Consider the following 13977-nt stretch of genomic DNA (forward strand, 5'->3'; position numbering starts at 1 on the left):
TTACATATCATCAATTAAAATAGCCCTTATTTTTCGTTTTAAGCTTTTTTTGATGGTTTAAGGTCTTTTTGAGTTTTTCGAACAAAATGCGAATAACCTATGAAAATTCCCTAATTTATTTGTAAAGTCGTTAAAAAAAGAGTATAATGTTCTTATACAGATTAAAAAAATTGCGTGGATTGGCAGACCATCCACGCTTATTTTATTGAAAAGCAGGTGAATCAAGTGAAACAAGCCGTTTTAATTGATAGTGAATTCATTACACTGGGCAAACTTTTAAAGCATATCGATGTAATTAGCAGTGGTGGGATGGCAAAGTGGTATTTAGCTGAGCACACTGTTTTATTGGATAATGAAATTGAAAATCGTCGAGGAAAGAAAATTTATCCAGGATCAGTAGTTGAAATTCCAGAAGTCGGCAGCTTTTTTGTACAATCAGAAAAAGTGACGACCGAGGAAGAACTGTAATGCATTTAGAAGAAATTAAATTAGCTAATTATCGCAATTATGAAACAGCTGATGTGTCCTTTTCAGAAGGAATCAATGTTTTTCTTGGAGAAAATGCCCAAGGAAAAACGAATTTGATGGAGGCCATCTATGTTTTAGCAATGACAAGAAGTCATCGGACTTCAAATGATAAAGAGTTAATTCACTGGCAAGAAGACTTTGCTCGTTTAACAGGGCGTATTCAAAAGAAAAATACTTCTTTTCCGTTAGAAATTACGATTTCAAGCAAAGGAAAAAAAGCCAAATTTAACCACTTAGAGCAAAAAAAACTCAGTGATTATATTGGGAAGTTAAACGTTATTTTATTTGCTCCAGAGGATTTGTCGCTGGTAAAGGGATCGCCTTCTGTTCGTAGAAAATTTTTAGACATGGAAATGGGACAAATGAGCCCAATCTATTTACATCATTTGGTGAATTATCAGCATATCTTAAAGCAACGAAACAATTACCTAAAACAATTGATGCTAAAAAAAGCGAAGGATTTAACCTTTCTTGAAGTGCTAACCGAGCAACTGGCTACTCATGGTGCAGCTATTTTGCAAGAACGCTTTTTGTTTGTTCAAAAATTAGAAAGCTGGGCAAAACCAATCCATGCTGAAATATCCAGACAAAAAGAAGAATTACAAATTGAGTATCAATGTACTATCACGGCCACCGACAAGGCGGATAAAGATCAACTTTATTTGGATTTATTAGCGGCCTTTGAAAAAGTAAAAAAACGCGAATTAGATCAAGGCAGCACATTAGTTGGGCCTCACCGCGATGATTTGAAATTTATAGTCAATCAACAAAACGTGCAGACGTATGGTTCCCAAGGTCAGCAACGGACAACAGCCTTAAGCGTTAAGCTGGCAGAAATTGATTTGATGAAAGAAATGACAGATGAGTATCCCTTGCTTTTATTAGACGATGTATTGTCAGAATTAGATGACGAACGTCAAACGCACTTACTAAAAGCAATTGAAAATAAAGTTCAAACTTTTTTAACCACTACTAGTTTGGATGGAATCAAGAAAAATATGTTAGAAGCACCTCGTGTTTTTCACGTAACAGATGGTCATGTAGAAATGGAGAGTGAATAAACGTGTCTGAAGAAATTAAAGATATGAAGGCATTAGCACAAGAATATGATGCTAGCCAAATTCAAGTTTTAGAAGGTTTAGAAGCGGTTAGAAAACGTCCTGGGATGTATATTGGTTCAACTAGTGGACAAGGTCTGCACCATTTAGTTTGGGAAATCGTTGATAACTCAATTGATGAGGCATTAGCTGGTTTTGCAACTGAAATCAAAGTCATTATTGAAGAAGATGACAGTATCACCGTTATCGATGATGGACGCGGAATTCCAATCGGGATTCAAGCAAAAACAGGTCGTCCAGCCGTTGAAACAGTTTTTACAGTCTTACATGCAGGTGGTAAGTTTGGCGGAGGCGGATACAAGGTTTCTGGCGGACTTCACGGGGTAGGTTCTTCTGTTGTAAATGCGTTATCAAGTGTTCTTGACGTTAAAGTTTACAAAGATGGTCAAATCCATTACCAAGAATTCCATCAAGGAAAAGTGGTCGATGATTTAAAAGTAATCGGTGAAACAGAACGTCACGGAACAACTGTCCATTTTATTCCAGATCCAACAATTTTTACGGAAACAACAACTTTTGAATTTGAAAAATTATCTACTCGTGTTCGTGAATTGGCGTTCTTAAACAAAGGCTTGAGAATTTCTATCGAAGATAAACGTGCGGAACATGAAACTTTACGTGAATTCCATTATGGAGGTGGAATCAAGAGTTATGTTGAACACTTAAACCACAATAAAAATGTATTATTTGATGAACCTATTTACATTGAAGGCGAACAACAAGGAATTGTTGTGGAAGCTGCAATGCAATATACAGACGGCTACCATACAAGTTTATTGAGTTTTGCTAACAACATTCACACCTACGAAGGCGGTACACACGAGTCTGGATTTAAAACAGCTTTAACTCGTGTCATCAATGATTATGCACGTAAAAATAAATTGATGAAAGAAAACGAAGAAAACTTAACGGGTGAAGATGTTCGTGAAGGATTGACAGCTGTTGTCTCAATCAAACATCCAGATCCACAATTTGAAGGTCAAACGAAAACTAAGTTAGGAAATTCAGAAGCGCGTACTATTACGGATCGTCTATTTTCTGCTCATTTCGATAAGTTCTTGATGGAAAACCCACAAGTAGCTCGTCGCGTTGTTGAAAAAGGGATTTTAGCTTCAAAAGCTCGTTTAGCTGCTAAAAGAGCCCGTGAAGTAACCCGTAAAAAGAGTGGCTTAGAAATCAGTAATTTACCAGGTAAATTAGCCGATTGTTCAAGCAAAGATCCTAAAATCAGCGAAATTTTTATTGTCGAAGGAGATTCAGCCGGCGGTTCTGCTAAACAAGGTCGTTCACGCTTATTCCAAGCGATTTTACCGATTCGTGGGAAAATCTTAAACGTAGAAAAAGCTTCCCTAGACAAAATTTTAGCAAACGAAGAAATTCGTTCGTTATTTACGGCAATGGGGACAGGATTTGGTGGCGATTTTGATATTTCCAAAGCACGTTACCACAAGCTTGTCATCATGACCGATGCCGATGTCGATGGCGCGCATATCAGAACCTTGCTATTAACTTTGTTCTATCGCTATATGCGTCCAGTCGTTGAAGCAGGTTATGTTTACATTGCACAACCACCTTTGTATCAAGTTCGACAAGGGAAAAAAGTGGTCTATTTAGATTCTGACTTAGAGTTGGAAAATTACCTAAAAGAAATTCCAGCACAACCAAAACCTGTAATTCAACGTTATAAAGGTCTTGGAGAAATGGATGCGGAACAACTTTGGGAAACGACAATGGATCCAGAAAGCAGATCGATGCTACAAGTAACTGTCGATGATGCAATTGAAGCAGATGAAGTTTTTGAAATGTTAATGGGTGACCGTGTTGAACCAAGACGTAAATTTATTGAAGACAATGCAGTTTACGTTCAAAACCTAGATATCTAGGGATAGAAAAAGATATTGGCTGTTAGTTAGCAGCCAATTTTTCTCACAAGGAGGATTTTAACGAATGGCTGAGGAATTTAAAGAGAAGATTGCACAAAAAAATCTGACAGAAGAAATGCGTACCTCGTTTTTAGATTATGCAATGAGTGTAATCGTAGCGCGTGCGTTGCCAGATGTTAGAGATGGGATGAAACCCGTTCATCGTCGTATTTTATATGGGATGAACGAACTTGGAGTAACACCTGATAAGGCCTATAAAAAATCAGCTCGTATTGTCGGAGACGTTATGGGGAAATATCATCCACATGGCGATAGTGCGATTTATGAATCAATGGTACGGATGGCTCAACCCTTTAGTTATCGTAGTACCTTAGTTGACGGACACGGAAACTTTGGTTCTGTCGATGGTGATGGTGCCGCTGCGATGCGTTATACCGAAGCAAGAATGTCTAAAATTGCTGTTGAAATGTTACGTGATATCAATAAAAATACAGTTGATTATCAAGATAACTATGATGGCTCGGAACGTGAACCAGAAGTGCTACCAGCACGTTTTCCTAACCTTTTAGTCAATGGTGCAACAGGGATTGCGGTTGGGATGGCAACGAATATTCCGCCACATAATTTATCAGAAGTTATTTCTGCGTTGCATATTTTGATGAACGACCCAGATGCAACAACAGCCGATTTGATGGAAGTGTTACCTGGACCTGATTTCCCAACTGGTGGATTGGTCATGGGTAAATCTGGCATTAGACGCGCATATGAGACTGGTAGAGGCTCGATTATGATTCGTGCTAAGGTTGATGTCGAAATACGTAAAAATGGCAAGGAACGCATTATAGTGAACGAATTGCCTTATATGGTCAACAAAGCTAAATTAGTTGAGCGTATTGCGGAACTAGCTCGTGAAAAACGAATTGAAGGTATTACCGATTTAACTGATGAGTCCGATCGTGATGGTATGCGTGTGGTTATCGATGTTAGACGTGATGTGAGTGCAAGTGTTGTTTTGAATAATTTATACAAATTGACACCAATGCAAACTTCTTTTGGTTTTAATATGCTAGCGATTGTTAACGGTGTCCCAAAAGTATTGAGTTTAAAATCCATTTTAACCCACTACTTAGAGCATCAAGAAATCGTTATTCGTCGTCGTACTCAATTTGATAAACAAAAAGCTGAAGCAAGAGCTCATATTCTCGAAGGTTTACGAATTGCGTTAGACCACATCGATGAAATCATTAAAATTATTCGCGGTTCAAAAACGGGTGATGTGGCTAAAACAGAATTAATCGAGCGTTTCGGTTTATCTGATAAACAAGCACAAGCAATTTTAGATATGCGAATGGTTCGTTTAACTGGTTTGGAACGTGAAAAAATTGAAGCTGAATACAATGACTTAATTGAATTAATTACAGATTTGGCAGATATTTTAGGAAGCAGTCAACGAATTCATACGATTATTGAAACAGAACTACTAGAAATTCAAGAAAAATATGGCGATCCTCGTCGTACAGAATTGCTTGTAGGAGAAGTTCTTAGTCTAGAAGATGAAGACCTGATTGAAGAAGAAGATATCGTAATTACTTTGACTCATAATGGCTACATCAAACGTTTGCCAAACAATGAATTCAGAGCGCAACGTCGTGGTGGGCGTGGTGTTCAAGGAATGGGGATGCACGATGATGATTTCATCGAAAATCTTGTTTCTTGTTCAACACATGATACGTTATTATTCTTTACCAATAACGGAAAAGTATATCGTGCCAAAGGCTATGAAATTCCTGAATACGGCCGTACAGCTAAAGGAATTCCAGCAATCAACTTACTAGGAATTGATTCTGGCGAAAAAATCCAAGCGATTATCAACGTTAAAGGAAAATCAGAAGAGGACACCTATCTATTCTTTACAACTCTTAAAGGTGTTGTAAAACGTACATCAGTAAGTGCCTTTTCTAATATTCGTAGCAACGGACTAAAAGCGATTGTCTTACGCGAAGACGATGAATTGATGAATGTTTGTGTAACCAACGGCGAACAAAATGTGATTATCGGAACTCATTTAGGCTATGCGGTTAGTTTCGATGAAAACACAGTTCGTGATATGGGACGAAGCGCAAGCGGTGTTCGTGGAATTCGTTTACGTGAAGATGATTATGTTGTTGGAATGGACGTTTTAAAAGCTGACTCAGAAGTATTAGTAATTACTGAAAATGGTTACGGAAAACGTACTAAAGCTAGCGAATATCCAATTAAAGGTCGTGGCGGTAAAGGAATCAAGACAGCTAACATTACCGAGAAAAACGGTAAATTAGCAGGCTTGACAACTGTTAATGGAGACGAAGACATCATGTTGATAACAAACACAGGTGTCATTATCCGTTTCGAAGTAGACTCAGTGTCACAAACCGGTCGTGCAACATTAGGTGTTCGTTTGATTCGTGTTGGGGAAGACGCAATCGTGTCAACAATGGCTAAAGTGGAAGCAGAACCAATTGAAGAGGAAACTGCAACAGAAGAAAAACCTGTTCAAAATGATGAAGCTTAACCAAAGGATCTATAAATAAATGTTTTTTTAATCAGGCTAGTTGTTTTCTGTGTTTTGCAGGAGATAATTAGCCTGATTTTTATTAAGTTTTTATGAAATGAATAAAGAACAAAAAAAACCCCCAGAAGGAGGGCATTTACATCGTCCTCATTATTTTGAAATGAAACTATTTTTAATCATTTTGTAAATCATATGCCATCATTATGCCCTCATTGGAGGTTACAAATCCATTTTTTTTATAAAAATTTGATGCCTGTTCTCCTCCAGTAATCAAAAAAATTCTATTAATCTTCTCATCCTTCATTACGTTAGCAATAAAAATTAACAAATTTTTACCAATGCCCGCTCCTTGTAAAGCAGGAGTAACATTAAATTCATCAATACAAAATTGACTCCAATTGTTGTAGTAGTAATCAATTCTACCTAAACACATTGCAATAATTTCATTATTTTTCTCCACTACATAACCTCTAGAATTAAAGCCACTCATTGTAGCTTCAATTCTAAGAAGAGCATCTTTTTTCGTCCATGTATTATTCCAAGGCGCACCATTATACGCAGCCATTAAAATAGTTGCACATACAGAAAAATCTTCATTTTTTATCTTTCTAAAACTTATGGTCATAACTAGTTCTCCTTAATAGTTAATTTTTATAAATTATCATAACACATAAATTTACCGAATCCGTCACCTGATCTTCCTAATTTAAATAACTAATTTTAATTCTAGTTCCATCAATTAGTAATTTCTGAAGTATCGGCCTTTTTAGGCTAATCTAAAAAAGAGTAAAGAATAGAAAAAACAAAATTAAAAAACATGAGGTATCTAATTCAGCTTGATGGATAAAAAACATTGACACATATCCTTGGAAATGGTACACTTATTGGACGTGAGTAATCTATTTATAGAATGCTCTCCTTGCTCTTTTTACTAAAAAAAGAGCCAAAGTCCACAAGGAGGTGACAGTCAGATGAGTCAAACAGCAAAATACGAAATTATGTACATTATCCGTCCGAACATTGAAGAGGCAGCTAAAGCAGCTGTTGTTGAACGCTTCGATACTATCTTAAAAGATAATGGCGCTGAAGTGATCGAATCTAAAGACTGGGCGAAACGCCGTTTAGCTTACGAAATTAAAGATTTCCGCGAGGGAATTTATCATATCGTGAAGTTAACTGCAACTGATGCAGCGGCTATCAATGAATTTGATCGTCTAGCTAAGATTAGCGATGACATTATTCGTCATATGGTAATTAGAGAAGAAGTTTAAACTTAAAATTGTTTCACATGAAACATTTTAAGAAAGAAAGGAGCTTAAAAAGATGATTAATAGAGTTGTTTTAGTTGGAAGATTAACTAAAGATGCTGATTTGCGATATACTTCAAATGGCGCAGCGGTTGCTTCATTTACAGTTGCGGTGAATAGACAATTTACGAACCAAAGCGGTGAAAGAGAAGCTGATTTTATCAACTGTGTTGCTTGGAGAAAAACTGCTGAAACTCTAGCTAATTTTACCCGAAAAGGTTCTTTAGTTGGTGTGGAAGGCCGTATTCAAACGCGTTCTTATGATAATCAACAAGGGCAACGTGTATACGTTACTGAAGTTGTTGTTGATACGTTCTCATTATTAGAATCAAAATCTGTTAGTGAACAACGTCAAAGTCATGATGGAAATAGTAGCGCTCCTACAACCAATCAAAATACTAGTTATTCTGGTGGAAGTAGTAGCAACAACCAATACCAAAGTGGTGGTTATCAACAAAATTCAGCTAATAATAGCACGAATAATCAATCAACAGCTCCTAAACAACAATATCAAAATTTCGAGAGAAATGATGATCCATTTGCAACAAGTGGACAACAAATTGATATCTCAGATGATGATTTACCATTCTAATATAAAATTAGTTTGGAAAATGAAAAGGAGGATTTAAATAATGGCTCAACAACGCAGAGGCGGACGTAAGCGCCGTAAAGTTTGTTATTTTACAGCAAACCACATTGACCATATCGATTACAAAGATACTGAACTATTAAAACGTTTTATCTCTGAAAGAGGAAAAATTTTACCTCGTCGTGTTACTGGTACTTGTGCTAAACACCAACGTAAATTAACAATTGCTATCAAACGTTCTCGTATTATGGGATTATTACCATTCGTAACAGCTGAATAGTAGATAAATAAAAAAAGCCGTGATTTCGATCACGGCTTTTTTTTTATAAAATTATTATGTTTCACGTGAAACATAATAAGAGGCTAGCTAGAATAAATCCCTAGATTATGGTAAAATAAGAGAGTATCCCCTATTGAATACACTTGCTAAAAGAAGGAGTATGATATGGAAAAAAAGTTGCCTCATGAAAAACTCCCGAGTTTTTTTAAAGATGAAAAGCTGAGAATTGCAACATTTGTTCTAAGTGGATTATTGGTTTTAATTGTTATTTTAGCATTTTTTGCTAAGTTTTATATTGGTTTAGCATTATCTGTTTTATTTATTATTGTTCTTTTATTGCTTTATTATTCAATGAAAAAAATTACAGTAGAAACAAATAAATATATTGCTGATTTATCTTATCGAATAAAAAGAGGCGAACAAGAGGCTTTAATTAAAATGCCTATCGGTATTTTGCTGTATAATGAAAAGTATGAAGTTCAATGGACAAATCCTTATTTACAGCTTTATCTTGGAAAAAAAGAAGTATTAGGCAAGAAAATTGATGAGATTGATTTGGAATTGGCCAACGTTATTAAAAATAATAAAACAAAAGGTTTAAGCAATGTAAGATGGGGAGATAAAGAGTTTCAAATTATTGTTCAGGATGATATTAAAGTTATTTATTTAATGGATATTACGCAATATTATAAGATAAAAGAACAGTATGAAGAAGAACAATTGGTTATTGGAAATATCTTTATCGATAACTATGATGAAATTGTTCAATCAATGAATGATCGTAGTACTTCCAATTTAAATAACTTTGTAACAACACAATTATCTAATTGGGCAAAAGAGCATCATATTTATTTAAAACGAGTTTCTGAAGATCGATTTATTGTGTTGATGTATTTGAAGTCATTGCAAAAAATTGAAGAAGAAAAATTTAGTATCATCGATCGTGTTCGTGAACGTACATCTAAACAAAACTTCCCACTAACCCTAAGCATAGGTCTTGCATACGGAGATAAAGATTTAAGCAATTTAGCAAATCTAGCTCAAAGCAATTTAGATTTGGCATTAGGTCGTGGTGGAGATCAAGTAGTTGTAAAATCAAGTGAGGAAGATGCTCGCTTTTATGGTGGAAAAACGAATCCAATGGAAAAACGAACACGTGTTCGTTCTCGGATGATTAGTCAAGCATTACAAGAATTAATGAAACAGTCGGATCAAATTTTTGTAATGGGACATAAATATCCAGATATGGATGCAATCGGTTCTTGTTTAGGCATTCGCCGTATTGCAGAAATGAACCATAAAGAAGCATGGATTGTTGTAAACCCAGATGAATTTAGTAATGATATCTCAAGATTAATGGATGAGGTAAAAAAAGACGAAAATATTAGTAAATACATCATTACTCCAAAAGAAGCTGCTGAAAAAATGACAGCAACAAGTTTATTGGTGATGGTTGATATGCATCGTCCATCTATTTCAATTGCACCTGAATTGTTAACCCTAACGAACCAAATTGTTGTAATTGATCACCATCGTCGTGGCGAAGAATTCCCAGAAAATCCAGTATTGGTTTATATTGAACCATATGCATCGTCAGCTGCTGAATTGATTACTGAATTGTTTGAATATCAGTCAAACGAATCAGACCCAATCAATAAAATTGAAGCAACTGCTATGCTAGCAGGAATTATTGTAGACACGAGAAGTTTTTCTCTTCGAACAGGTTCAAGAACCTTTGACGCTGCGAGCTATTTACGTTCTTGTGGAGCAGATTCAGTTATGATTCAACGATTACTGAAAGAAAACGTAGATACCTATTTATTGAGAAGTCATTTGATTCAATCCATTGAATTTGTGAAATCCAATTTGGCCATTGCAACTGGTGAAGAGGATGAAACCTACGACACTGTAGTCGCTGCTCAAGCTGCAGATACCATGCTCTCCATGGCGGATGTAGATGCGTCCTTCGTGATTACGAAGCGAGCAGATGGACGAGTTGGAATCAGTGCGAGAAGTCTTGGGGAAATTAACGTTCAAATTATTATGGAAGCACTTGGTGGTGGTGGGCATCTATCAAATGCGGCTACACAGCTTAGTGACACTACAGTAGCTGAAGCAAAAGAACAATTAAAACAAGTTATTAATGAACAAAATAAGGAGGAATAATAAATGAAAGTCATTTTTTTAGAAGATGTTAAAGGTAAAGGTAAAAAAGGTGAAACGAAGAATGTAGCAGATGGTTATGCACAAAACTACCTAATCAAAAATGGATTAGCAAAAGAAGCCAATTCATCAACATTAAGTGAATTAGCAGGACAAAAGAAAGCCGAAGATAAGCACAATGCAGAAATTTTGGCTGAAGCGAACCAATTGAAAGCTGTATTAGAAGACGATAAACATGTAATTGAAATGAAAGCGAAAGCTGGAGAAGATAGTCGTTTATTTGGCTCAATTACCTCAAAACAAATTGCAGATGCAGTAAAAAAACAATATGATATTAAATTAGACAAACGTAAAATTGATTTAACAACTCCGATTCGCAATCTTGGAGTAACAAAACTAGATGTTAAAATTCATCCAGAAGTTGTGGCAACGTTGACAGTGAATGTTTCACAAGAAGCGTAGACGAATCATTTTAAAGGGCAAAGCAGTTTTACGAGACTGTTTTGCTCTTTTTCTATTCATTGTATTAAGTTGTTTTTTGCGGTAAAATGATGAGACTGAAACAAATTAAGAAGCCGCTCCAAGTAGAAGAAATTTACTTATGAAAGGAAGATAAAAATTGGTGAATGAAGCTTTTCAAGACCGATTGCCGCCACAAAGTATTGAGGCAGAGCAAGCCGTTTTAGGTGCTATTTTTCTTGACCCCGAAACAGTCGTAGGCGCATTGGAATTTTTAGAGGCACAAGATTTTTATCGTCGTGGCCATCAAATTATTTTTCAAACAATGTTAGAATTAAATGACCGCAATGAAGCTATTGACGTTGTGACGGTTATGAATAGTTTAGAATCAAAAAATCAATTAGAAGATGTTGGCGGAATGCCGTATTTGGCCGAACTTGCCATTGCAGTTCCAACTGCTGCGAATATGGAACACTATGCAAAAATTATTGAACAAAAATCAATTTTAAGAAAACTGATTCATACAGCAACAGATATTGTGACCCAAGGTTATGAAGAAGGAGAAGAGCTAGGAGCTATTTTAGATCAGGCTGAACGTAGTATTCTCGAAGTATCTGAAAGACGCAATAGCAACGGTTTTTTAGCGATTTCAGATGTATTAAACAGTTCGATTGCAGAAATTGATCGGTTGTATCAAAATGACGAAGAAATTACCGGTATCCCAACAGGCTATCAAGCATTGGATCAAATGACAGCAGGTTTACAATCAGAAGAGTTGATTATTTTAGCTGCACGTCCCGCGGTAGGGAAAACAGCCTTTGCGTTAAATATCGCACAAAACATTGGAACAAAGACAGATGAGACGGTTGCTATTTTTAGCTTAGAAATGGGGGCGGAATCTTTAGTCAATCGGATGCTATGCGCCGAGGGCAGTATTGATGCCAGTCATTTACGAACAGGGAATCTTTCAGAAGAGGAATGGCAAAGTCTAATTGTAGCGATGGGAAGCCTATCGAAGGCGAGTATTTATATTGATGATACACCGGGGATTCGAATTGCTGAAATTAGAGCGAAATGCCGGCGTTTAGCTCAAGAAAAAGGCGGACTTGGATTAATTTTAATCGATTATTTGCAATTGATTGAAGGTAGTGGGAAAGAAAGTCGCCAACAAGAGGTTTCTGAAATTTCCCGTCAATTAAAAAAATTAGCGAAAGAATTAAAAGTACCCGTTATTGCATTGTCGCAATTGTCTCGTGGCGTAGAGCAAAGACAAGACAAACGTCCCGTTTTAAGTGATATTCGTGAATCTGGATCTATCGAGCAAGATGCAGATATTGTTGCCTTTTTATACCGTGATGATTATTATGATCGTGAAGGTGGAGAAGATGACGACGACGGAGATCGCGATGCAGCTGGCGAAGATAATATTATTGAAGTCATTATTGAAAAAAACCGGAGTGGCGCTCGTGGTACGGTGAAACTATTGTTTGTTAAGGAATACAATAAGTTTTCATCCTTATCCTATATGCCAGAACCGCCTATGTAACATGAAGAGTGATCTTAACGGATCACTTTTTTGTTTTTTAAATTCGTTCGTATTTTTGCTGATATTTTAGTGAAAATTAATAAATTGTTCGTTTTTATGCCTTTTTATTTTATTATTTGAATCAAATATTCGTTTTTACCTTGAATCCTTTATGTAAAACTGATAGAATTAGATGTATTTGGTTTTTATAAATAAAATTAATGAGGTGTTCATATGTCTTCAGTAGTAGTTGTGGGAACACAATGGGGCGATGAAGGAAAAGGTAAGATTACAGATTTTTTAAGTGAAAATGCGGAAGTGATTGCACGTTACCAAGGTGGCGATAATGCAGGACACACAATCAAATTTGACGGTGTGACGTACAAATTACACTTAATTCCTTCAGGTATTTTCTATAAGGAGAAAATTAGCGTTATAGGAAATGGCGTTGTGGTAAACCCAAAATCACTTGTAACTGAATTGGCTTACCTAAAAGATAAAAATATTGATACGGATAATCTACGTATCTCAGATCGTGCACATGTTATTTTACCTTATCATATCCACTTGGATCAATTACAAGAAGATTCAAAAGGAGATCAAAAAATTGGAACAACCATTAAAGGGATTGGTCCAGCGTATATGGATAAAGCAGCACGTGTTGGGATTCGAGTTGCTGATTTATTAGACAAAGAAATTTTTGCTGAACGTCTACGTATTAACTTAGAAGAAAAAAATCGTCAATTCGTTAAAATGTTTGAGTCAACACCTATTGAATTTGATGATGTTTTTGAAGAGTATTATGAATATGGTCAACAAATTAAAAAATATGTCTGTGACACGTCAGTTATTTTAAATGACGCATTAGATGCTGGCAAACGGGTTCTTTTTGAAGGCGCACAAGGCGTAATGCTAGATATCGATCAAGGAACGTATCCATTTGTTACGTCTTCAAACCCTGTTGCCGGCGGTGTGACAATCGGGAGTGGCGTTGGTCCTTCTAAAATTGATAAAGTTGTAGGCGTATGTAAAGCTTATACAAGTCGCGTTGGTGACGGTCCTTTCCCAACTGAATTATTCGATGAAGTAGGTCAACAAATTCGTGAAGTAGGGAAAGAATACGGTACTACAACAGGACGCCCTCGTCGTGTGGGTTGGTTTGATACGGTTGTAATGCGTCACGCAAAACGTGTTTCTGGAATTACAAACTTATCACTGAATTCAATTGATGTTTTAAGTGGGTTAGAAACCGTTAAAATTTGTACTTCTTACGAACGTAACGGTGAAACGATTTTTCATTACCCAGCTAGCTTAAAAGAATTAGCTGAATGTACACCGATTTATGAAGAGCTACCAGGTTGGAGCGAAGATATTACAGGTTGTCGTACTCTTGAAGAATTACCGGCTAATGCACGTAACTATGTGCACCGTGTTTCTGAATTAGTAGGCGTACGTATTTCAACTTTCTCAGTAGGTCCAGATCGTAACCAAACGAATGTATTAGAAAGTGTTTGGGCACAAATTTAAGTCATTTAAACTTAAACCTAAAGGCTAGTGTTCCCAATATGGGGAAA

The 13977-nt window shown here is 36.2% G+C and carries 12 protein-coding genes; 11 read left to right on the plus strand and 1 reads right to left on the minus strand.

The features are described 5' to 3' along the window. The first annotated feature begins 225 nt into the window (after window positions 1-225). The 4 genes from yaaA to gyrA all read left to right on the plus strand — a co-directional run bounded on the left by yaaA (window position 226) and on the right by gyrA (window position 6080). Complete coding sequence (gene yaaA / locus CDIMF43_RS01935; RefSeq protein ID WP_074401312.1) at window positions 226-468, plus strand: S4 domain-containing protein YaaA; 243 nt, start codon at window positions 226-228, stop codon at window positions 466-468. Then, window positions 468-1589 (plus strand): DNA replication/repair protein RecF, encoded by a 1122-nt coding sequence (recF, locus tag CDIMF43_RS01940; protein ID WP_034572707.1) that lies wholly within the window; start codon window positions 468-470, stop codon window positions 1587-1589. The genes yaaA and recF overlap by 1 nt, the downstream gene beginning before the upstream one ends. 23 nt (window positions 1590-1612) lie before the next feature. Beyond that, window positions 1613-3529 (plus strand): DNA topoisomerase (ATP-hydrolyzing) subunit B, encoded by a 1917-nt coding sequence (gyrB, locus tag CDIMF43_RS01945; protein WP_109842314.1) that lies wholly within the window; start codon window positions 1613-1615, stop codon window positions 3527-3529. Window positions 3530-3593: 64 nt separating this feature from the next. Next, window positions 3594-6080: a DNA gyrase subunit A gene (gene gyrA / locus CDIMF43_RS01950; RefSeq protein ID WP_034572702.1), complete on the plus strand. Its 2487-nt coding sequence runs from the start codon at window positions 3594-3596 to the stop codon at window positions 6078-6080. Between the two features lie 172 nt (window positions 6081-6252). Here the strand turns inward: gyrA and CDIMF43_RS01955 are convergent, their stop codons facing one another. After that, a complete protein-coding gene (locus CDIMF43_RS01955; RefSeq protein WP_152878364.1) occupies window positions 6253-6705 on the minus strand; it encodes a GNAT family N-acetyltransferase in 453 nt (150 codons plus the stop codon). A 346-nt stretch (window positions 6706-7051) separates the two neighbouring features. Between CDIMF43_RS01955 and rpsF the strand changes: the two genes are divergently transcribed. From rpsF to CDIMF43_RS01990, 7 genes are all read left to right on the plus strand, one after another. Then, entirely contained in the window at window positions 7052-7351 is a 300-nt protein-coding gene (gene rpsF, locus CDIMF43_RS01960) for a 30S ribosomal protein S6 (protein WP_034572696.1), read from the plus strand. A 52-nt stretch (window positions 7352-7403) separates the two neighbouring features. Beyond that, the gene (ssb, locus tag CDIMF43_RS01965; RefSeq protein WP_034572693.1) at window positions 7404-7979 is read left to right on the plus strand and encodes a single-stranded DNA-binding protein; all 576 of its coding nucleotides are present in this window, start codon (window positions 7404-7406) and stop codon (window positions 7977-7979) included. Between the two features lie 40 nt (window positions 7980-8019). After that, entirely contained in the window at window positions 8020-8256 is a 237-nt protein-coding gene (rpsR, locus tag CDIMF43_RS01970) for a 30S ribosomal protein S18 (RefSeq protein WP_034572690.1), read from the plus strand. Window positions 8257-8421: 165 nt separating this feature from the next. Beyond that, window positions 8422-10422, plus strand: a complete 2001-nt coding sequence (locus CDIMF43_RS01975; protein WP_109841050.1) for a DHH family phosphoesterase — start codon at window positions 8422-8424, stop codon at window positions 10420-10422. 3 nt (window positions 10423-10425) lie between these two features. Continuing rightward, the gene (gene rplI / locus CDIMF43_RS01980) at window positions 10426-10881 is read left to right on the plus strand and encodes a 50S ribosomal protein L9 (protein ID WP_109841051.1); all 456 of its coding nucleotides are present in this window, start codon (window positions 10426-10428) and stop codon (window positions 10879-10881) included. Window positions 10882-11041: 160 nt separating this feature from the next. Beyond that, window positions 11042-12424 carry a replicative DNA helicase gene (gene dnaB, locus CDIMF43_RS01985; RefSeq protein WP_109842316.1) on the plus strand — a complete coding sequence of 461 codons (1383 nt, stop codon included), beginning with the start codon at window positions 11042-11044 and terminating at the stop codon, window positions 12422-12424. Between the two features lie 213 nt (window positions 12425-12637). Next, entirely contained in the window at window positions 12638-13930 is a 1293-nt protein-coding gene (locus tag CDIMF43_RS01990) for an adenylosuccinate synthase (RefSeq protein WP_034572681.1), read from the plus strand. The last annotated feature ends 47 nt before the right edge of the window (window positions 13931-13977 follow it).

The organism is Carnobacterium divergens (genome assembly GCF_900258435.1).
Lineage (GTDB): Bacteria > Bacillota > Bacilli > Lactobacillales > Carnobacteriaceae > Carnobacterium > Carnobacterium divergens_A.